Here is a 20,616-nt window from a genome sequence, read left to right as displayed (position 1 = left end):
ACTTCGACGTCATGTTCTGTACGCGAAAAGTCGCAGAAATCGACCTCAGGATTAAGGCGTAGAATGGTTCGACATGTGTCACCTATGTCTCTAGACATGTGTAACCCATGTCCCTGTGCCATACAGGAGGGCCCGCCCCCACCATTTCCCGATGGTGTAGACTCTTATTATGCAGAACTCCCTCTTCCTCGCCGCGGCCCTGCTGTACGCGGTGTGCGCCCTGCTGCCGTCGCGCCGGGGCGCCGTCATCTCAGGCGTCACCGCCCTGGCCTGGGCGGCGCATGGCGCCGCGCTCGGGCTCGACGTGGCCGAGCCGGGCCAGCTGCGGGTCGGCTTCGCCATCATGCTCTCGAGCGCCCTGTGGGTCTCGGTGGCCGCCTACTGGCTGGAAAACCGCAATTTCGCCCTCGACGGCATGCGCCGCCTGGTCATGCCTTTCGCCGTGGTGGCGGCGGTGCTGCCGGTGGTCTTCCCCGGCAGCCTGCTGCCGCTGAACGGCCAGACGCCCGCCTTCGGCTGGCACGTCGTGGTCGCGGTGCTGGCCTACAGTACGCTCACCATCGCCGCCTTCCATGCGGTGCTGATGGCCTTGCAGGAGGCGCGCCTGCACACGCGCGCCGCCAGCGGCGGCTGGCTGGGCAGCGCGCTGGACCAGCTGCCGGCGCTGCTGACCATGGAAAAGCTGCTGTTCCGCGTGATCTGGATCGGCTTCATCCTGCTCAGCCTCACCGTGCTGTCGGGCGTGGTGTTCTCCGAACAGCTGTTCGGCCGCGCCCTGCGTCTCGACCATAAGAGCGTGTTCGCGCTGCTGTCCTGGCTGCTGTTCGCGGCGCTGCTGGCCGGCCGCCGTTATCAAGGCTGGCGCGGCAAGACAGCGCTGCGCTTCACGCTGGCGGGCTTCGCCACGCTGGCGCTGGCCTACGTCGGCAGCCGCTTCGTGCTCGAAGTCGTCCTGCACCGGGGGCTGGCATGAGTCGCGTCATCTTCTGGATCCTCCTGATCGGGCTGGTCGTCATGGCAATTCGCGCCAAGCTCAAGGGCCTGGGCGGGCGCCAGCAGCCGCCCCTCAATCGGCAAGATGCGCGTGAACCGCCGCGCCAGGCGCCGGTGGCCGAAATCGAAACCATGACCCAGTGCGCGCACTGCGGCATCCATTTCCCGGCCTCCGAAGCGGTGCACGCCGACGGCCACGACTACTGCTCGCCGGGCCACGTGCGCCTGCCGCCGCAGTAAGCCGGCCGATGTCGCCAGCAGCGGTGCTGTCCCGCGAAGCGCGCATGACCCTGTGGCGCTCGCTACAGACCTTCACCGTCACCCGCATCGTCATCGCGCTGGTGCTGCTGCTCTACCTGGGCGTGCGCATCACCGACGGGGGCGTGCGCCTGGACGCGGCCAACACCCCGGCCTGCCTGTTCTACCTGGTGGCGGCGCTCGTTTTCGGCGCGCTCGGCGCCTGGTGGCGGCGCCGCTTCGCGCTGCAGCTGGGCTGCCAGATCGCGCTCGACCTGGCCGTGATCTCGCTGCTCTACCTGGAAGCCGGCGGCATGCGCAGCGGCCTGGCGATCCTGTACCTGTTCCCGCTGGCCGGCGCCGCCATCCTGGCTCCCCTGACGCTGGCGCTGTTTGCGAGCGCGGTCGCGACCCTGTTCCTGCTGCTTGAAACCACCTGGCAGGTCTTCATGCAGGACAACGGGCGCTCGCCGATGCAGGCCGGGCTGTACGGCGCCGCCTTCTTCGCCGGCGTGCTGGTGGTAAACCGCCTGGCGGCGCGCCTGATCAAGCAGGAAGAACTGGCCGCGCAGCGCGGCGTCGACCTGCGCGTCCAGCAGGCGATCAACGCGATCGTGATCGCCGACGTCGGCGACGGCATCCTGGTGGTGGGCGACGACAGCGCGGTCTTCACCGGCAACCCCGCGGCGCGCCGCATGCTGGGCCTGGAAGGGGAGGTGGCGGCGTTCCGGCTGGGCGAGGCGCCGGGGCTGGAACCGCTGGCGCAAGCTTTCAGCGCCTGGCTGCGCGCGCCGAGCGAAGACGCTGCGTTCGTGACCGTCAAGCCCTACCAGGAAGACGCGGGCCCCCTGCGCGGCCGACGCGACCAGCCGGTGCACCTGAAGCTGCGCTTCGCGCGGGTCGACACGCTGGATGTCGCGCTGGGACGCAGCGTGGTGTTCATGCAGGACGTCAGCGCCATCGAGAACCAGGCGCAGCAGCTCAAGCTGGCCTCGATGGGACGCCTCACCGCCAGCATCGCGCACGAGGTGCGCAATCCGCTGTCGGCGATCGGCCACGCCACCGCGCTGCTGGCCGAAGACCTGCACGGCCCGGCCGAGGTGCGCCTGCTGAAGATCGTGGGCGACAACGTGACGCGCGTGAACCGCATGGTCGAGGACATCCTGCAGCTGTCGCGCAAGGTGCAGCCGAACGGCGAGCCGGTGCAGCTGGCCAGCTTTCTCGCCGAGCTGAAGGCCGAATTCTGCGAAACCCATGGGCTCGCGGCTGATATAGTCTACCTGGGCGACCCCGGGACGAGCGCGCTGCGCTTCGACCCGCTGCACCTGCACGAAGTGCTGCTCAACCTGCTGGGCAATGCGGTGCGCTATGCCAGCCGCGAGCCCGGCAGCATCCGCATCTTCCCGGCCCTGGACGCCGCCGGCCGCATCGAACTGCACGTGCAGGACGACGGCCCCGGCATCACGCCCGAAGTGCGCGCCCACCTGTTCGAACCCTTCTATACTACCTCGAGCAAGGGCACGGGCCTGGGCCTGTACCTGGCGCGCGAGCTGTGCCTGAACAACGACGCGAAGCTCGACTACGAATACCGCTTCGACCCCACCGCCACCGGACCGCGCCGGGCGAGCGGGCGTTTCGTGATCAGCTTCTCGCAGCCGGCCTAGGATCCGGCTGCTTATATATAGTGTGAGAGAACCATGACCGCACCCCGCATCCTGGTGGTCGACGACGAAGCCGACCTGCGCGAACTGCTCGAGATCACCCTGCTCAAGATGGGGCTGGACGTCGACAGCGCCGCCACGCTGCGCCAGGCGCGCGGCCTGCTCGAGGAACACGACTACGCGCTGATCCTGACCGACATGCGCCTGCCGGACGGCCTGGGGCTGGAACTGGTGCGCGAGGTCACCGCCTCGCACAAGGGCACGCCGATCGCCGTCATCACCGCCTACGGCAGCGCCGAGAACGCGGTGGTGGCGCTCAAGGCCGGCGCCTTCGACTACATCTCCAAGCCGGTGGCCCTGGATGCGCTGCGCGTGATGGTGCGCTCGGCCCTGAAACTGCTTGATGCCCCGGCGCCCCGGGCGGACGGCGCGGCGCCCGGTTCGCGCATGATCGGCACGTCAAGCGCGATGGCGGCCTTGCGCGCCCAGATCGGACGGCTGGCGCGCTCGAACGCGCCGATCTCGATCACGGGCGAATCCGGCAGCGGCAAGGAACTGGCCGCGCGCGAGATCCACGCCCAGAGTTCGCGCGCCGGCAAGGCGTTCGTGGCGGTGAACTGCGGCGCCATTCCCGAAACCCTGATGGAAGCCGAGTTCTTCGGCTACCGCAAGGGCGCCTTCACCGGCGCGGCCGAAGAGCGCGACGGCTTCTTCCAGGCCGCCAACGGCGGCACCCTGATGCTGGACGAAGTGGCCGACCTGCCGCTGCCGATGCAGGTCAAGCTGCTGCGCGCGATCCAGGAGCGGCGCGTGCGCAAGATCGGCGCCACCACCGAAGAGCCGGTGGACGTGCGCATCATCAGCGCCACCCACCAGGACCTGGCGAAATGCGTGGAGCAGGGCAGGTTCAGGCAGGACTTGTTCTACCGCCTGAACGTGATCGAACTGTCGCTGCCGCCGCTGCGCGAACGGATCGACGACCTGGCGCCGCTGGTGGACGCGATCCTGGCGCGCCTTGCCGGGCCGGGCCAGGCCGCGCTCGGACCGGGCGTGCTCGATGCGCTGCGTGCCTACTCCTTCCCGGGGAACATCCGCGAACTGGAAAACGTGCTGGAGCGGGCGCTGGCCTTTGCCAACGACGGCGTGATCGAAGTGGGCGACCTGTCGCTCAAGGCGGCGCGGCCGGGCGACGCGTTGCGGCGCGAACCGGCCGCGAGCGCGCCGGCGCCCATGCCCGCGCCCACGCCCTTGCCGGAACCGATGCCGACGCCTGCGCCTGCCCCGGTGGAGGCGGCGCCCGCTTCCGCCATGCTGGGCCCCAACGGCCTGCCGAGCAACCTGCCCGAGTACCTGAGCCAGGTCGAGCGCGACATCATCGGACGCGCCCTGCAGCAGACCCAGTTCAACCGCACCCAGGCAGCGAGCCTGCTCGGCATCAGCGTGCGCCAGCTGCGCTACCAGATGCAGAAGCTGGAGATCTGCGCGCCGGACGACCATGCGTGAGTCTCCTGCAAAAGCGCGAGTCGGCATGTCGTGATGTTGTCTTTTCGCCAGTGCAAAATGCACAAGAACGATGCGCCGCGCATGCAGTTGATTAAGCCTTGTGCAGCGTTCCGGATCAGGGTTAGTGCTCACTCACCGCATACCGCCCGTCGTTCTTGCCCTATGGGCTTGTCAAGCCAGCGCACCAAAAAAAACAAAAAAAATTACGGGCTCCGTCACTTGCCCTGACCTAGGTCAGGCACTACAATTAGTCTCATATCAAGTTCGAACACTAGATATAGTGGTAGTGGATCAGAAGAAACTAGATTCACGTTCGACTTGAAGCTTGCTCTGCAAGCTACTGAATTAACAACGATTTCTACCCTGCCGCATTGATCTCATCCTTGGTTGCCAGTGAGGAGTTCCAGCTGGCGGGGTATCGCTTTGCTTAAAATTTTGTCCGGTTGACAAGTCCGGCTCAAGACAACAACGGCAAATCCGCTGCTCACTGGAGGCTCAATGCAAACAGCACAAGACATTTCGATCAATCCGCACGTCACCCCAGGCGCGTCGGCCACCGCCACGCCCGCAGAAATCGTCGCACGTGGTGACTACCGGGTTATCCGCCGCAACGGCGCCGTGGTCGCTTTCGAGCCGCACAAGATCTCGGTCGCGATGACAAAGGCCTTCCTCGCCGTCGCCGGCGGGCAGGGCGCGGCGTCGGCCCGCATCCGCGAGCTGGTCGAGCAGCTGACCAACAACGTGGTGGCTGCCCTCGTGCGCCGCCAGCCGAACGGCGGCACCTTCCACATCGAAGACGTGCAGGACCAGGTCGAACTGTCGCTGATGCGCTCGGGCGAGCATGACGTCGCCCGCGAATACGTGCTGTACCGCGCCAAGCGCATGGAAGAGCGCAAGGCCGCCAAGGAAGCCGCCGGCGGTACTCCGGTCGCCGCGCCGCAGATCCACGTGGTCGACGGCGGCGAGCGCCGTCCGCTGGACATCAACGACGTCCACGCCCTCGTGAACGCCGCTTGCTCGGGCCTGGAAAAGCACGTCGACGCCGACGCCATCGTCGCCGAGACCCTGAAGAACCTGTACGACGGCGTGCCGGTCGAAGAGCTGCACAAGTCGGCCATCCTGGCCGCCCGCGCCCTGATGGAAACCGACCCGGCCTACAGCCAGGTCACCGCGCGCATCCTGCTGCACACCATCCGCAAGGAAGTCTTCGGCCATGAAGTGCCGCAAGCCGGCGCCGCTGCCGAGTACATCACCTACTTCCCGCAATACATCGCCAAGGGCATCCAGAACGAACTGCTGGACGAAGAGCTGGGCAAGTACGACCTCGAGCGCCTGGCCAAGGCCATCGTCGCCGACCGCGACCTGCAGTTCGGCTACATCGGCCTGCAGACCCTGTACGACCGCTACTTCCTGCACGTGCGCGAAACCCGCATCGAGATGCCGCAGGCCTTCTACATGCGCGTCGCGATGGGCCTGGCCCTGCGCGAAGCCGACCGCGAAGCGCGCGCCATCGAGTTCTACAACCTGCTGTCGTCGTTCGACTTCATGAGCTCGACCCCGACCCTGTTCAACTCGGGCACCCGCCGCTCGCAGCTGTCCTCGTGCTACCTGACCACCGTCGGCGACGACCTGGAAGGCATCTACGACGCGATCAAGGAAAACGCGCTGCTGTCGAAGTTCGCCGGCGGCCTGGGCAACGACTGGACCCCGGTCCGCGCGCTGGGCTCACGCATCAAGGGCACCAACGGCAAGTCGCAGGGCGTGGTCCCGTTCCTGAAAGTGGTCAACGACACCGCCGTGGCGGTGAACCAGGGCGGCAAGCGCAAGGGCGCGGTCTGCGCCTACCTGGAAACCTGGCACATGGACATCGAGGAATTCCTCGACCTGCGCAAGAACACCGGCGACGACCGCCGCCGCACCCACGACATGAACACCGCGAACTGGATTCCCGACCTGTTCATGAAGCGCGTGATGGAGAAGGGCCACTGGAGCCTGTTCTCGCCGAGCGAAACCCCGGACCTGCACGACAAGGTCGGCAAGGCCTTCGAAGAAGCCTACGTCGCCTATGAAGCCAAGGCTGCACGCGGCGAAATGACCGTGTACAAGAAGGTCGAAGCGCTCGACCTGTGGCGCAAGATGCTGTCGATGCTGTTCGAGACCGGCCACCCATGGATCACCTTCAAGGATCCGTGCAACATCCGCTCGCCGCAGCAGCACGTCGGCGTGGTGCACTCGTCGAACCTGTGCACCGAGATCACGCTGAACACCAGCGCCGACGAGATCGCCGTCTGCAACCTGGGCTCGGTGAACCTGCCGCAGCACATGAAGGGCGAGGGCCTGGACCACGCCAAGCTGCAGAAGACCATCCGCACCGCGATGCGCATGCTGGACAACGTCATCGACATCAACTACTACGCCGTGGACAAGGCGCGCAATTCGAACCTGCGCCACCGCCCGGTGGGCATGGGCATCATGGGCCACCAGGACTGCCTGCACATGATGCGCGTGCCGTTCGCTTCGGAGAAAGCAGTCGAATTCGCCGACAAGTCGATGGAAGCCGTCTGCTACTACGCCTACCTGGCCTCGACCGAGCTGGCCGAAGAGCGCGGCCGCTACGAGACCTACGAAGGTTCGCTGTGGGACCGCGGCATCCTGCCGCAGGACTCGATCAAGCTGCTGGCGGAAGAACGCGGCGGCTACCTGGAGCAGGACACCAGCGAATCGATGGACTGGACCGTGGTGCGCGAGCGCATCAAGCAGTTCGGCATGCGTAACTCGAACTGCGTGGCGATCGCCCCGACCGCGACCATCTCGAACATCATCGGCGTGTCGGCCTGCATCGAGCCGACCTTCCAGAACCTGTACGTGAAGTCGAACCTGTCGGGCGAGTTCACCGAGATCAACTCCTACCTGGTGCGCGACCTGAAGGCGCGCGACCTGTGGGACGAGGTGATGATCGCCGACCTGAAATACTTCGACGGTTCGCTCTCCAAGATCGACCGCGTGCCGCAAGACCTGCGCGACATCTACGCCACCGCGTTCGAAGTCGAGCCGAAGTGGCTGGTGGAAGCCGCCTCGCGCCGCCAGAAGTGGATCGACCAGGCCCAGTCGCTGAACATCTACATGGCCGGCGCCTCGGGCAAGAAGCTGGACGAGACCTACAAGCTGGCCTGGCTGCGCGGCCTGAAGACCACCTACTACCTGCGCACCATCGCGGCGACGCACATGGAGAAGTCGACCACCCGCACCGGCGCCCTGAACGCGGTGCCGGTCTCGGGCGGCCTGGTGGCCGGCCACGCCGCGCCGGCAGCGAACGGTCCGGTGGCTGCCGCTCCGGCGGCACCGGCGGCTGCAAGCGCGGAAGTGGTGGAGGGCGCCGCCTGCTACCTGCGTCCGGGCGACGCCGGCTTCGACGAGTGCGAAGCCTGCCAGTAAGCCAAAGAAAGTGCTGCCCGGCCTCACGGCCCGGCAGCACTTTGTACCACCACCCTAAAAACCGTCATTCCGGCGAAGGCCGGAATCCAAGTTCGTAGTGCACCACTAACGCTTGGCTTCCACCCGCGAATGACGACCACCCTGAATACTTAACGGCCCCACCAATCGAGGAGGCCACGAAAGAAGGAATAACACCATGCTCTCTTGGGACGACGAACCGACTACCTCACCAGCCCCGCGCGCACCGCAAGCCGCCGGCGAAGCCGCACCCGCCGCCGCCGAAGTCGCCAAGCGCGTCAACGCCGACGACAAGCGCATCATCAACGGCCAGACCGACGTGAACCAGCTGGTGCCGTTCAAGTACAAGTGGGCATGGGACAAGTACCTGGCCGGCTGCGCGAACCACTGGATGCCGCAGGAAGTGAACATGCAGCGCGACATCGAGCTGTGGAAGAGCCCGAACGGCCTGTCGGAAGACGAGCGCCGCCTGGTCAAGCGCAACCTCGGCTTCTTCGTGACCGCCGACTCGCTCGCCGCCAACAACATCGTGCTGGGCACCTACCGCCACATCACCGCGCCGGAATGCCGCCAGTACCTGCTGCGCCAGGCTTTCGAGGAAGCAATCCACACCCACGCCTACCAGTACATCGTCGAATCGCTGGGCCTGGACGAGCGCGAGATCTTCAACGCCTACAACGAGATCGCGTCGATCCACGACAAGGACCAGTTCCTGATCCCGTTCATCAACGTCCTGACCGATCCTGACTTCAAGACCGGCACCCTGGAAAACGACCAGAAGCTGCTGAAGTCGATCATCGTGTTCGCCTGCCTGATGGAAGGCCTGTTCTTCTACGTCGGCTTCACCCAGATCCTGGCGCTCGGCCGCCAGAACAAGATGACCGGCGCCGCCGAGCAGTACCAGTACATTCTGCGCGACGAGTCGATGCACGTGAACTTCGGCATCGACCTGATCAACACGATCAAGATGGAAAACCCGCAGCTGTGGACCGCGGCCTTCCGCGAAGAGCTGAAAGCCCTGTTCCTGCAGGCCGTCGAACTCGAGTACCGCTACGCCGAAGACACCATGCCGCGCGGCGTGCTGGGCCTGAACGCCCCGATGTTCAAGGGCTACCTGCGCTTCATCGCCAACCGCCGCGCCGTGCAGATCGGCCTGGATCCGCTGTTCCCGAACGAAGAGAACCCGTTCCCGTGGATGAGCGAGATGATCGACCTGAAGAAGGAGCGTAACTTCTTCGAGACGCGCGTGACCGAGTACCAGACCGGCGGTGCGCTGAGCTGGGACTGATCTTCCGCATCGGACTCACGAAACCCGGCTGCCGGCAACGGCAGCCGGGTTTTTTCATGCCCGAGTCCGGAGCTGTGCTAAGTTTGCGTTCCTGATCGCAGTCATCCACCATGAGAGGACAAGACCAGCCATGCGCCCGGAACAAGCCAAGGAACTGCTGCAGACATTGAAGGCCCGCTTCGACAAGAACATGCACCGCCACGCGGGAGTTGATTGGTCCGCGGTAGAAGCAAGACTCGACCGCCATCCGGCTGCGCTGGATGCGCTGGCACAGATGGAAGCGACCGGCGGCGAGCCGGACATCGTCGGCATCGAGCAGGCGACCGGCAGCATCATCTTCTGCGACTGTTCCCCGGAATCGCCGGCAGGCCGGCGCAGCATCTGCTACGACCCCGCCGCCTTGGACGCGCGCAAGGAAAACAAGCCGCGCAGCAGTGCGGAGGAGGTGGCCGCCAGCATGGGCATCGCGCTGCTCACCGAAGAACAGTACCGCCACCTGCAGACGCTCGGTGAATTCGACCGCAAGACCTCGAGCTGGATCGCCACCCCGCCAGACGTGCGCAAGCTGGGCGGCGCGCTGTTCTGCGACCGCCGCTACGGCCGGGTATTCGTCTACCACAACGGCGCCGAGTCCTATTACGCGGCGCGCGGCTTTCGCGGCCTGCTGACCGTGTAAGCCAGGCGCGCTAGCGCTGCGCCTTGGCCACCAGCGCCAGCAAGTCCGGCGCCGCCACCGGCTTGACCAGGTGATGGTCGAAGCCCGCCGCCATGGCGTTCTGCCGGTCCTGCTCCTGCCCATAGCCCGTCAAGGCGATCAGGGTCGCCTTCGAGGTCTCCGGCTGCGCGCGCAAGCGGCGCGCCAGCTCGTTCCCGTCCGTCCCAGGCAGGCCGATATCGAGGATGCACACCTCGGGCAGCCAGGCACTGGCCCGTTCCAGCGCCTGCTGCGAATCGTGCTCGATCATGACGGCGTGGCCGGCCGCCTCCAGGCACATGCCCAGCATCTGGGCCGCATCGACGTTGTCGTCGACCACCAGCACGCGCCGGGGGACGATGGGCGCCTGCGCCAGCGCATCGCGCTGGGTGCCGGAGTGCGCATCCTGCCCGGCCGCGCGCGGCAGGGTGACCAGGAAGCGGCTGCCCCTGCCCAGGCCTTTGCTGTGGCAGGCGACGCTGCCGCCGTGCAGCTCCACCAGGCTTCTCACCAGCGCCAGGCCGATGCCGAGGCCGCCCTGCGAGCGGTCGGGACTGCGGTCGGCCTGGGCGAACAGGTCGAAAATGCGCGCCTGCAGTTCCTGGGCGATGCCGATGCCGTTGTCCGCCACTTCCAGGACCACTTGCGATCCGGTGGCGCCCATCGTCACTTCGATACGGCCTTCCGCCGGCGTGTACTTGGCCGCGTTGCCCAGCAGGTTGCTCAGCACCTGCACCAGGCGCTTGTGGTCGCCCAGCACCTGGGCGGCGTCGAACGCCAGTTCCACCACCAGGCGGTGGCGCTTCGCTTCCATCAGGGGGCGGTTCTGCTCGACGGCGTCGGCGATGACCTGCTTCACGTCGAGCCGGACCTTCTGCAATTCCACCAGGCCGCGCGTGACGCGCGAGACGTCCAGCAGGTCGTCCACCAGGCCGGTCATGTGCTTGACCTGGCGCGAGATGATCTGGCTGGTGCGGCGGCGCTGCTCGGGCGCCAGGTCGTGTGACTCCAGCAGGTCGGCGGCGGCGCGGATCGGCGCCATCGGGTTCCTCAGCTCGTGCGCCAGCATGGCCAGGAACTCGTCCTTGCGGCGGTCGGCTTCGCGCAAGGCTTCCTCGGCGTGCTTGCGCTTGGTGATGTCGATGCAGACGGCGAGGGTGCTGTCCGAGCCCTGTCCGGCCGGAGCGCGGATCAGGCTGACGGTATTGTTGACCCAGACGCTGCTTCCGTCCGGGCGCAGGTAGCGTTTTTCGATCTCGAAGGACTCGCCGGTGGCGATGATCCGCTTGAACAGCGGAAGGTTCAGCGGCAGGTCGTCAGGATGGGTGATCTCCTGCATGCTCGTCGAGAGCAGCTCTTCCCGGGTGCGTCCCACCATCTCGCAGAAGCGGTCGTTGATCTTCACGATCCGGCCTTGCAGGTCGGTTTCGCAGATGCCGGCGGCGGTCTGCCCGAACACCGACTGCAGATGGGCCTCGCTCTTGCGCAGCGCATCCTCGGTGCGGCGGCGCTGGGTCAGGTCGACGAAGGTGCAGACCGCGCCATGCAGCTGGCCGTCGCGCCAGACCGGGCGCGCGCGGTACTCGACCGGAAAAGCGCTGCCGTCCACGCGGAAGAACATCTCGTCGTCCACCAGCGCCGGCACGCCGTCGCGCGCGGCGCGGTAGATCGGGCAATCCTCCACGCAGTAATGCGCGCCGTCCGGGTGCGCGTGGTGGATCACGCCATGCAGCTTCCTGCCGATCACCTCGCTCTCGTGTTGAAATCCCAGTATCTTCAGGAAGGCGGCGTTGCACATGATGGTGACGCCCTCGCGGTCGATCGAATAAAAGCCTTCCTCGGTGCAGTCGAGCAGCAGGCGCAGGTAGTCGTGGCTGGCGCGCACCCGTTCCTCGGCCGCGCGCAGTTCGATCGCGATGCGGCTGCGTTCGATCGATTCCCACGCGCGGTGGGCGACCGCCTCGAGCAGCCGGACTTCGTGTTCCTGCCAGTGGCGGGGAGGGGCCTGGTGCAGGGCCATGCAGGCCACCCACCGGCCGCCCTTGATGACGGGGACGCAGATCACGGCGCGGATGACGGTATCGCGGTAAGCCTGCAACACGTCGCTTGCGCGTGGGTCGATCTCGCTGTCCTCCACGACATAGGGCAAGCCCTGGCTATTCAGGCGGACGAACTCGGCGCCGAAGGCGGCCGTCGGATAACGCCCGACGATGCTGGGAACGTCCCTGGTGTAGTTGCCGGTGAGGGCGAAGCTGTCCTGGTCTTCGCTCACGTAGGCATAGGCGCAGCGGTCCGCGCCGAGATGCTCGCCGAGCAGGCGCGCGGCGGTCTGGGCAATCTGTTCGGGATCGGTGAGCAGGCGGATCGCGTCGTCGAGTCCGGTGATGAAGCGATAGCGGGCAAGTTCGGCATGCGCCACGGAGTCCGCATCGGCCGGGGGCATCGGCATTGGTTTCGGCGTTCGTTAATTGCTTGTGATGGGCTCCGCGCGCTGGTGCCGGAGGGGGCAGTGCGCGATTATAGCCCTGACACACTTTACTCAGCGCACGCGGCCGAGTTGCCCTATGATGGCGAACCGTCCAGTTCCGCATTGCTCATAACAGGAGAACGCCTTTGCAAGCCAAGACCCTGGTGCTGATCGCCAGCCTGGCAGCCGCATCCGCTGCCCACGCCGCACCGTCGACGACGGCCGGCCAGACCACCTTCCAGAACAACTGCGCCAGCTGCCACAGCGTGGACGCGAACCTGTCCTCGCGCGCCGGTCCGGGCCTGTTCGGCGTCGTTGGGCGCAAGGCGGCCGGCGTCCCCGGCTTCAACTACTCCGCGGCCCTGGTGAAAGCCGGCGCGGCCGGCAAGACCTGGACCCGTGAAGAGCTGGACGTTTTCCTGGCAGACCCCGCGAAGAACGTGCCCGGCACCACGATGCCGGTCGGCGTGCCGGACAAGGCGGCCCGCACCGCGCTGGTCGGCTACCTCGCCAGCCTGCAGGGCGCCGTCACGGCAGCGGCACCCGCGAAGGCAGCTACCCCGGCCGAGCGCCAGGGTTCCTGGGACGACAACCAGCCCGGCCGCATCCACCACATCAAGGTCACCGACATGCCGCCGCCGTTTGCCACGAACAGCGCCGGCAACGGCCCGCGCGTCGAGGCGCGTCCGAACGGCAGCATGCCGGTCGTGCCGCAGGGCTTCAGCGTGAGCGTGTTCGCCGTTAATACCGACAAGCCGCGGGTGGCGCTGCGCGCGCCGAACGGCGACGTCTTCCTGTCCGCCACCGCCAAGGGCGAGATCAAGGTGGCGCGTTCAAAGTTCGGCCGGGTCGCCGACACCGTCGAAGTCTTTGCCAGCGGCTTGAACCGTCCCTACGGCATCGCCTTCTGGCCGTCGGGCGCAAACCCGCAGTACCTGTACGTCGCCAATGTCAATTCGGTGGTGCGTATCCCTTACCGCAACGGCGACCTGAAGGCGCGCGGCGCGGCGGAAGTCATCGTTCCCGAGCTGTCCGACACCAGCGGCGGCCACACCACCCGCACCCTGGCATTCTCGAAGGACGGCAAGACCATGCTGCTGTCGATCGGCTCGGCCACCAACGTGGCCACCGAGATCGGCCCGCAGCCGCCCGAACCGATCGCGCAGTGGGAAGCCAGGCATGGCCTGGGCGCCAGCTGGGGCGTGGAGACCGACCGCGCCACCGTCATGGCCTTCGACGTGGACGGCAAGAACCGCCGCACCTATGCCACCGGCCTGCGCAACTGCGTCGGCATGCTGGTCTACCCGAGTACCGGCGACGTGATGTGCACCGTGAACGAGCGCGATGCGCTGGGCGACAACCTGCCGCCGGACTACCTGACGCGCGTGAAGCAGGGCGGTTTCTACGGCTGGCCGTGGTACTACATCGGCGACAACGAAGACCCGCGCCAGAAGGGCCAGCGCCCGGACCTGAAGGGTAGAAGCATCGTGCCGGACGTGCTGATCCAGTCGCACTCGGCGCCGCTCGGCATGGTGGTGTACCAGGCGCCGAAGGGCGCGAAGAACGCCTTCCCGAAGGAGTACGAGGGTGACGTGTTCGTCGCCCTGCACGGTTCCTGGAACCGCGGCGTGCGCACCGGCTACAAGGTGGTGCGCGTCTTCATGAAGAACGGCGTGCCGACCGGCCAGTACCAGGACTTCATGAGCGGCATGGTGCTGAGCGACCGCGACGTCTGGGGCCGTCCCGCGGCGGTCGAGGTGGCGCAGGACGGCGCCCTGCTGGTGGTCGACGATGCCGGCGGCACCGTCTGGCGGATCGCCCCGCAGCGCTGAAGCCTCTCTCCTGAAACCCGTCGCGAGACGGGTTTTTTCATTGTTGAGCTCGCTCATCATCCGCCGGGTGTCCCTGCACTAAGGTGAAGAGGGTCGACAAGGGAGAGAGCGATGAATGTCAGGGAAACCCCGCGCGCGCCGGCGCACACGGTGGAATGGGAATTCGCCCAGTCCACCTACGCATCCGTGCTGGCTGACGTGCCCGCCGCACTGTTTCCCTACTGGGCCAGGAGCGCGCACGCGGCGTTTCCCGGCATCCCGCGCGACGCTTCCTTCTATGCCCAGTCGGCCGAAGGCCTGATGATGTTCTTCGACTGCGCGGCCGCAGCGGCCGGCACCTGCGCGCTGCCTTCGCGCGCGGCGGATTCGGTCTGGCATGCGTGGACGCGCCTGGATGCCGCAGGCCTCGACGCTTTTTGCATCCGCCATGTCGGCCGCGCCGTCCCGCGTGTGGAGCGCATGCGGGAAGGGGAGTTGGACAGGGGGCTGGCCGTGTGCCTGGTGCAGGCCCGGCGCCGCGCCTCGCAGCCGGCGGCGGGAAGCCACCTCCCGCGACTGTTCGGGCTGGACGCCCAGCTGGGCATGCCGCGCGGCGCCGGCTACCGTATCATCCAGGGCCTGGTCGCCTGTTCGCCCTTGGACGAGTTGGGCAATCCCGAAGGCAAGGTGGACTTCCCGGACAGCTTGAAGCCCGAGGCCCTGCGTCTTGCGGGCCTGGTAAGCGACGCCGAATATGCCGAGGCCTGCGTCGGCTAGATGAATGGCCTGAGCGAGATCTTCAGCAGGATGGCGAATTCGTCGAGGTCCATCGCCTTGGCGAGGTAGTTCGAGGCGCCCAGCAGCGAGGCGCGCACGCGGTCCGATTCCACCGGCAGCGAGGTCACCACGACGGCCGGAATGGCTTGCAGGCAGGGGGAGGAGCGGATGTGCTTGAGCACGCCGAAGCCGTCGATCTTCGGCAGCCGCACGTCCAGCAGGATCAGTGAGAACTGTCCGGCCGTGCCGGCCGCTTCCGCGCGGCGCAGCAGCACCAGGGCTTCATCGCCGTCATGCACATGGACAGTCAGCTCCGCGTCCAGGGGGCGGTCCTCGATGAGCAGCCGCGCACAATTGATGTGTCGTGCTCCGGACTTCGCGATCGAACATCGCCACGGGCGATTCCACGCCTGCGCCGTGCGGCAGGCACCACCGCTATCATGGCTTGGACCGGCCAGCCTGGCCGCAGGAGCGCGCATGCCCGACAACTTCGCACTGCATTACATCCCCGAATCCTTTTCGGTAGCCGGCCAGAAGCTGATGGGACGGCAATCGGCCGGCGTCGGCCTGCTGGGAGCGAATGCCCGCGATGCCGGCTTGTGCGAAATTGGCTGCCTTGCCGCCGACCGCAGCCACGCCGACGCATTCGCAGCCACCCTGCGCGGCGAGGGTTTCGGCGGCGCGGTGGCGTGGATACCGCGATCGAGCCCGCAGGAGCTCGACCGCTTCGGCTGCCTGTACCACCCCGGCCCCGGCATCGAGCGCCTGGCCTGGCGCAGGCTGGCCGCTGGCGAGCACCGTTACAGCCTGTGCGGCATCACCCACGCCACTGCCTCGCACGAGATGATGAGCATGGTGAGCAGCCTGCTGGTGGCGCCGGTGCGCAGCTGGGACGCGATCGTCTGCACCTCGCGCGCAGTGCGCGACAGCGTGCGGGTGCTGGTCGAGCAGCAGGCCGACTACCTGCGCACCCGCCTGGCCGCGCAGCGCTTCGAGCTGCCGCAACTGCCCCTGATTCCGCTCGGCGTCCATGCGGCGGACCTGCGCCCCGACGCCGGCCGCCGCGTGGAAGCGCGCGCCCGGCTCGGCATCGGGGACGAGGACGTGGCCTTCCTCTACCTCGGCCGGCTGTCGGTGCATGCGAAGTCCCATCCGCAGCAGATGTTCACCGCGCTCGAGCGCGCCGAGAAGGACGGGCGACGCGTGCACCTGATCCTGGCCGGCTGGTTCGCCGGAGAAGCCATCGAGCAGGCCTTCCGCGAGGCCGCGGCGCTCCTGTGTCCATCCGTGCGCCTGGTCGAACTCGATGGCCGCGTGCCTGACAACCAGCTCGACGCCTGGGCCGCCGCCGACGTGTTCACCTCCTTGGCCGACAATGTGCAGGAGACCTTCGGCCTGACCCCGGTGGAGGCGATGGCGGCCGGGTTGCCCTGCGTGGTCTCGGACTGGAACGGCTACCGCGACACGGTGCGCGACGGCATCGACGGCTACCGCATCCCGACCGTGATGCCGGGCGCGGGCGCGGGACTCGACCTGGCGCTGCGCTACGACGACGGGGTGGACAGCTTCGACATGTACTGCGGCCACGCCAGCCAGGCGGTGGCGGTGGACGGCGCGCTGCTGGCGCAGGCCTACGGACGCCTGGTGCGCGACGCGGAACTGCGCCGCAGGCTCGGAGAACAGGCGCGGCAAAGGGCGCAGACGACATTCGACTGGACCGTCATTTTTGGTCGCTACCGCGCCTTGTGGGAGGAACTCGCCGAACGGCGGCGCGCCGACCCGGTGCTGGCGCCGCCGTTGCCTTCGCGCGCGCCGGACCGTCCCGATCCGTTCCGCCTGTTCGCGAGCTACGCCACGCGTCCGCTCACGGCCGCTTCGCTGGTGGAGCTGGCGCCGGATGCCTCGCTGGCGCTGGTGAACCGGTATCGGGACCTAGCGATCAACCGCTTCGCCTCAAGCTCGCTGCCGACGCTCGAGGATTTCGGCCGCCTGTTCGGCGCCATCGGGCCGCGGCCGGTGGAAGTGGAAGAACTGATCGACACGCTGGGGCCATGCGACCGGCCGACGCTGTTGCGCGGGCTGGCGTGGCTGTGCAAGATGGACCTGCTCAGGGTCGTCGAATAAAACGGCCGGCGCCCGTAAAAATCAAAGGCACTGTTTCGCGCGTCGCAATGTCCAAGCATGTGCAGCTGGTGCTTGCCGATGGATCGCCGATGGATCGCCGATGCGGCCCCAATTGAAAGCGCATCCTGGTTCGGCGACCAGTTGAAATGCGATTTCGGGTGATGAATGCGCAATCGCACGTTTAAGTACGAAAATCCTGATTCACTTTGAGGTGTTCGGGTTGCGCGCTCACAAAGTTTTCGTGTACTTTACGTGTTTGAATTTGTCAAAACGTGAACATGTGATATTGTCGCGTCCATCCGGGCAGTAATCGATCGAATAATAGGACACTGATTCAATCAGTATGCACTTAAGCGAAGCGAAAAGAACAAGCCGCACTGCCTGACCGAGTTCAGGCAAGGCGGCTTTTTCTTTTCGCGCCCGCGAGGGTAGCGATGTGAGAACGCATTGAATCGGTTACCTAGCGACGTTGGCTGAAGCGCTGCAATTGTGAGGAGTTGCAGCAGTTCAGCCGGTGCCGGATTCATTGGCCCAAATCGCCCGGCGGTTTGGTCCGATGAATAATTCGCCCGCCACGCTGAGGGTGGGCGGGTTTTAAACCTTGAGCGTATTTCTCATCGCAGATGAAGGAGAATCAAATGGCAACCGCTAAGAAACCAGCAGCAAAGGCTGCAACCGAGAAACCGGCAGCTAAGAAAGCCGCCGCCGCTAAACCGGCAGCCAAGGCCGCTCCGGCCAAAGCAGCTGCCAAGCCGGCAGCCAAGACCGCCGCCAAGCCGGCAGCGAAAACCGCAGCTAAGCCTGCCGCAAAGAAAGCTGCAGCAAGCAAGACCACCGCCACCAAGGCGGTAGCCAAGCCGGCAGCTAAGCCTGCTGCAAAGAAAGCCGCTGCAAGCAAGACCGCAGCAACCAAGACCACCGCCACCAAGGCAGCGGCCAAGCCGGCAGCAAAGAAGGCAGCTGCCAAGCCGGCAGCCAAGAAAGCCGCAGCCAAGCCAGCAGCGAAGAAAGCTGCAGCTAAGCCGGCAGCCAAGCCTGCTGCAAAGAAAGCTGCTGCTAAACCGGCAGCCAAGGCCGCTGCGACCAAGTCGGCAGCCAAGCCGGCAGCAAAGAAAGCCGCCGCCAAGCCTGCTGCAAAGAAAGCCGCTGCAAAACCGGCAGCCAAGGCCGCTGCAACCAAGTCGGCAGCCAAGCCGGCAGCCAAGAAAGCCGCCGCCAAGCCTGCAGCCAAGAAAGCCGCTGCTAAACCGGCAGCCAAGGCCGCTGCGACCAAATCGGCAGCCAAGCCGGCAGCAAAGAAAGCCGCTGCCAAACCAGCAGCCAAGAAAGCAGCCGCCAAGCCAGTAGCAAAAACCGCAGCCAAGCCGGCAGCAAAGAAAGCAGCCGCGACCAAAACCGCCGCTACCAAATCGACCGCGACCAAATCGGCTGCAAAGCCGGCGGCTAAGAAAGCGACCGCGACCAAAGCCGCCGCTAAGCCTGCTGCTGCGAAGAAAGCTGCTGCACCGGCTAAAGCCGCCGCACCGGCTAAATCGGCTGCTAAGAAAGCCGCTGCTCCGGCTAAAGCCGCAGCTCCGGCAAAATCGGCCGAAAAAAAAGTCACTACTCCGGCAAAAGCGGCCGCACCAGCTAAATCCGCTGCTACCAAATCGGCTGCCACCAAATCGGCAGCCGCCAAGCCTGCTGCAAAGCCGGCCGCAAAAGCCGAAGCCAAGCCGGAAATGAAAGCCGAAGCGAAACCGGAAGCCAAGGCCGAAGCAAAACCGGAAGTGAAAGCCGATAGCAAGGTCGACAGCAAATCGGATTCGAAAACCGATAGCAAATCGGAATCGAAAGCCGAAGCAAAGCCGGAAGCAAAAACCGATTCGAAATCGGACAGCAAGGCAGCCGCACCTGCTGCGGCAGCGAAAACCACGCTGTCGCCGGCAGCCGCATGGCCGTTCCCGACCAGCAGCCGCCCGTAATTCCGGCTCGATAGCGAGTCTTGCCTGGATCAGGCAAAATACCGCTGTGTGATCGTTCACACGGCGGTTTTTTTTTGAGGAGCCTACGTGCTGTCTATTCTCCAGTTTATCGTCGATACCGCTGCCGCCTTGCTGGGAGGGCTGCTCCTGCTGCGCTTCTGGATGCAGGCCACGCGCGTGCGCCCGCCGCAGCAGATCGGGCAATTCACCTTTACCCTGACCGACTGGCTGGTGCTGCCGCTGCGGCGCCTGGTGCCGGGCATGGGTGGTTATGACTGGGCGAGCCTGATCGGCGCTTTCCTGGTGGTGCTGCTGGCCAGTTCGCTGCTGCTGGTGGCGGGGGCAGATGCGCAGATGGTGCTGCTGCACGCGCTGTACCGGTTCCTGAACTGGATCCTGTACGGTTTCATGGCGCTCCTGATCATCGATGCGATCTTCAGCTGGGTGAACCCGAACGCGCCGCTGGCGCCTTTCGTGCATGCGCTGAATACGCCGATCCTGCGGCCGATCCGGCGCGTGGTGCCGCCGATCGGCGGGATCGATTTATCGGTGCTGGTGGCGCTGGTGCTGATCCAGATTATCCAGTTCGTGCTGAGGCAGGTGTTTTACGGCTGATGGCGTGAGCGCATAAAAAATTGGGGTCCCCGCGGGGACCCCAATTCATTTGTGCAGCCTGAGCGCGTCGTTTCAGCGGAACTTGTAGCCGAACGCCGCCTCGAACTTCTGTTCGATCTCTTCCGGCGTAGGGCTGTGGTTCTGGCCTCCGGTGCTGCCGATCTTGATCGCACCCAGCAGGCTGGCGATGCGGCCGGTGGTCGGCCAGTCGAAGCCGTTGGTGATCCCGTACAGCAGGCCGGCGCGGTAGGCGTCGCCGCAGCCGGTCGGGTCGACGATGTCGTCGGCCTTCACGGCCGGGATGCGATAGTGCTCGCCGCCGGCGTAGATGTCCGAACCTTCGCCGCCGCGCGTGACGATCAGCGCCTCGAGACGGCCGGCGATGTCGGCCAGGCTCAGGCCGGTGCGGTCCATCACCACTTCGAATTCATAGTCGTTGCAGGCCAGGTAGCTGGCTCCATCGATGAAGCGGATCAACTCTTCGCCCGAGAACATCGGGAGCTGCTGGCCCGGGTCGAACATGAAGGGGATGCCCTGGGCGGCGCAGTCGGCGGCGTGCTTGAGCATGCCGTCGCGGCCGTCCGGCGAGATGATCGCCACGCGCAATGCGCCCTGGTCGGCCACGTTGTTCTCGTGCGAGTACTGCATCGCGCCCGGGTGGAAGGCATTGATCTGGTTGTTGTCCTGGTCCGCGGTGACGAAGCACTGCGCGGTGTAGGCGTCGCCGATGGTACGGATGGCGCGGGTCTCGATGCCCTGTTTCTTCATGCGCTCGAGGTAGTCGCCGCCGTCCTGGCCGATGGTGCCCATGACCAGCGGTTCGCCGCCGAGCAGCTTGAGGTTGTAGGCGATGTTCACCGCGCAGCCGCCGTACTCCAGGCGCATGGTCGGCACCAGGAAGGAGACGTTCACGCGGTGCAGCTGGTCGGCCAGCAGGGTCTCGGCGAAGCGGCCGTGGTACTGCATGATCTTGTCGAATGCGATCGAGCCGCAGATCAGGGCGGTCTTGGTCATGGAGATGCCTTCAAG

General features: G+C 66.0%; 15 protein-coding genes. 12 read left to right on the top strand and 3 right to left on the bottom strand.

Features of this window, described 5'->3' with window-relative positions:
• Positions 1 to 169 precede the first annotated feature (169 nt).
• The 7 genes from FG94_RS20145 to FG94_RS20115 all read left to right on the top strand — a co-directional run bounded on the left by FG94_RS20145 (position 170) and on the right by FG94_RS20115 (position 9,811).
• Entirely contained in the window at positions 170 to 973 is an 804-nt protein-coding gene (locus tag FG94_RS20145; RefSeq protein ID WP_036215372.1) for an inner membrane protein YpjD, read from the top strand.
• Complete coding sequence (locus FG94_RS20140) at positions 970 to 1,233, top strand: PP0621 family protein (protein ID WP_036215369.1); 264 nt, start codon at positions 970 to 972, stop codon at positions 1,231 to 1,233. The genes FG94_RS20145 and FG94_RS20140 overlap by 4 nt, the downstream gene beginning before the upstream one ends.
• Positions 1,234 to 1,241: 8 nt before the next feature.
• A complete protein-coding gene (locus FG94_RS20135; protein ID WP_036215366.1) occupies positions 1,242 to 2,894 on the top strand; it encodes a nitrogen regulation protein NR(II) in 1,653 nt (550 codons plus the stop codon).
• Between the two features lie 33 nt (positions 2,895 to 2,927).
• Positions 2,928 to 4,394, top strand: coding sequence for a sigma-54 dependent transcriptional regulator (locus FG94_RS20130; RefSeq protein ID WP_036215363.1), 1,467 nt, complete (start codon positions 2,928 to 2,930; stop codon positions 4,392 to 4,394).
• 498 nt (positions 4,395 to 4,892) lie between these two features.
• The gene (locus tag FG94_RS20125) at positions 4,893 to 7,829 is read left to right on the top strand and encodes a ribonucleoside-diphosphate reductase subunit alpha (RefSeq protein ID WP_036215361.1); all 2,937 of its coding nucleotides are present in this window, start codon (positions 4,893 to 4,895) and stop codon (positions 7,827 to 7,829) included.
• Between the two features lie 196 nt (positions 7,830 to 8,025).
• Positions 8,026 to 9,135, top strand: coding sequence for a ribonucleotide-diphosphate reductase subunit beta (locus FG94_RS20120; RefSeq protein ID WP_036215358.1), 1,110 nt, complete (start codon positions 8,026 to 8,028; stop codon positions 9,133 to 9,135).
• A gap of 130 nt (positions 9,136 to 9,265) precedes the next feature.
• Positions 9,266 to 9,811, top strand: coding sequence for a DUF4256 domain-containing protein (locus FG94_RS20115; protein ID WP_036215356.1), 546 nt, complete (start codon positions 9,266 to 9,268; stop codon positions 9,809 to 9,811).
• Between the two features lie 10 nt (positions 9,812 to 9,821).
• On the opposite strand, the gene FG94_RS26190 is transcribed toward FG94_RS20115, so the two are convergent.
• Complete coding sequence (locus FG94_RS26190; RefSeq protein ID WP_051996942.1) at positions 9,822 to 12,278, bottom strand: PAS domain S-box protein; 2,457 nt, start codon at positions 12,276 to 12,278, stop codon at positions 9,822 to 9,824.
• Positions 12,279 to 12,442: 164 nt separating this feature from the next.
• Between FG94_RS26190 and FG94_RS20105 the strand changes: the two genes are divergently transcribed.
• Together FG94_RS20105 and FG94_RS20100 are read left to right on the top strand one after the other, a co-directional pair.
• The gene (locus FG94_RS20105; protein WP_036215353.1) at positions 12,443 to 14,128 is read left to right on the top strand and encodes a PQQ-dependent sugar dehydrogenase; all 1,686 of its coding nucleotides are present in this window, start codon (positions 12,443 to 12,445) and stop codon (positions 14,126 to 14,128) included.
• A 111-nt stretch (positions 14,129 to 14,239) separates the two neighbouring features.
• The gene (locus FG94_RS20100; protein WP_036215350.1) at positions 14,240 to 14,884 is read left to right on the top strand and encodes a hypothetical protein; all 645 of its coding nucleotides are present in this window, start codon (positions 14,240 to 14,242) and stop codon (positions 14,882 to 14,884) included.
• Here FG94_RS20100 and FG94_RS27710 read toward each other — a convergent pair.
• Positions 14,881 to 15,183, bottom strand: coding sequence for a response regulator (locus tag FG94_RS27710; protein ID WP_051996941.1), 303 nt, complete (start codon positions 15,181 to 15,183; stop codon positions 14,881 to 14,883). The two genes, FG94_RS20100 and FG94_RS27710, sit on opposite strands and share 4 nt — an antisense overlap.
• A gap of 178 nt (positions 15,184 to 15,361) precedes the next feature.
• Between FG94_RS27710 and FG94_RS20090 the strand changes: the two genes are divergently transcribed.
• The 3 genes from FG94_RS20090 to FG94_RS20080 all read left to right on the top strand — a co-directional run bounded on the left by FG94_RS20090 (position 15,362) and on the right by FG94_RS20080 (position 19,587).
• A complete protein-coding gene (locus FG94_RS20090; RefSeq protein ID WP_051996940.1) occupies positions 15,362 to 17,008 on the top strand; it encodes a glycosyltransferase family 4 protein in 1,647 nt (548 codons plus the stop codon).
• Between the two features lie 638 nt (positions 17,009 to 17,646).
• Complete coding sequence (locus FG94_RS28590; RefSeq protein ID WP_036215348.1) at positions 17,647 to 18,972, top strand: hypothetical protein; 1,326 nt, start codon at positions 17,647 to 17,649, stop codon at positions 18,970 to 18,972.
• A gap of 87 nt (positions 18,973 to 19,059) precedes the next feature.
• Positions 19,060 to 19,587: a YggT family protein gene (locus FG94_RS20080; protein WP_036215345.1), complete on the top strand. Its 528-nt coding sequence runs from the start codon at positions 19,060 to 19,062 to the stop codon at positions 19,585 to 19,587.
• Positions 19,588 to 19,659: 72 nt separating this feature from the next.
• Here the strand turns inward: FG94_RS20080 and FG94_RS20075 are convergent, their stop codons facing one another.
• Positions 19,660 to 20,601 (bottom strand): carbohydrate kinase family protein, encoded by a 942-nt coding sequence (locus FG94_RS20075; RefSeq protein ID WP_036215344.1) that lies wholly within the window; start codon positions 20,599 to 20,601, stop codon positions 19,660 to 19,662.
• Between the last annotated feature and the right edge of the window lie 15 nt (positions 20,602 to 20,616).

It is taken from the genome of Massilia sp. LC238 (assembly GCF_000735635.1).
In the GTDB taxonomy this organism is placed as follows: Bacteria; Pseudomonadota; Gammaproteobacteria; order Burkholderiales; family Burkholderiaceae_D; genus Telluria; species Telluria varians.
This window is presented reverse-complemented; position numbering and strand designations above follow the sequence as displayed.

What these genes read in the sequence shown, in the direction of transcription:
- FG94_RS28590 (WP_036215348.1), top strand. Translation starts at nt 17,647, where the DNA reads ATGGCAACCGCTAAGAAACCAGCAGCAAAGGCTGCAACCGAGAAACCG.
- FG94_RS20090 (WP_051996940.1), top strand. Translation starts at nt 15,362, where the DNA reads ATGCCCGACAACTTCGCACTGCATTACATCCCCGAATCCTTTTCGGTA.
- FG94_RS20130 (WP_036215363.1), top strand. Translation starts at nt 2,928, where the DNA reads ATGACCGCACCCCGCATCCTGGTGGTCGACGACGAAGCCGACCTGCGC.
- FG94_RS20120 (WP_036215358.1), top strand. Translation starts at nt 8,026, where the DNA reads ATGCTCTCTTGGGACGACGAACCGACTACCTCACCAGCCCCGCGCGCA.
- FG94_RS20075 (WP_036215344.1), bottom strand. Translation starts at nt 20,601, where the DNA reads ATGACCAAGACCGCCCTGATCTGCGGCTCGATCGCATTCGACAAGATC.
- FG94_RS20145 (WP_036215372.1), top strand. Translation starts at nt 170, where the DNA reads ATGCAGAACTCCCTCTTCCTCGCCGCGGCCCTGCTGTACGCGGTGTGC.
- FG94_RS20100 (WP_036215350.1), top strand. Translation starts at nt 14,240, where the DNA reads ATGAATGTCAGGGAAACCCCGCGCGCGCCGGCGCACACGGTGGAATGG.
- FG94_RS20125 (WP_036215361.1), top strand. Translation starts at nt 4,893, where the DNA reads ATGCAAACAGCACAAGACATTTCGATCAATCCGCACGTCACCCCAGGC.
- FG94_RS26190 (WP_051996942.1), bottom strand. Translation starts at nt 12,278, where the DNA reads ATGCCGATGCCCCCGGCCGATGCGGACTCCGTGGCGCATGCCGAACTT.
- FG94_RS20140 (WP_036215369.1), top strand. Translation starts at nt 970, where the DNA reads ATGAGTCGCGTCATCTTCTGGATCCTCCTGATCGGGCTGGTCGTCATG.
- FG94_RS20135 (WP_036215366.1), top strand. Translation starts at nt 1,242, where the DNA reads ATGTCGCCAGCAGCGGTGCTGTCCCGCGAAGCGCGCATGACCCTGTGG.
- FG94_RS20115 (WP_036215356.1), top strand. Translation starts at nt 9,266, where the DNA reads ATGCGCCCGGAACAAGCCAAGGAACTGCTGCAGACATTGAAGGCCCGC.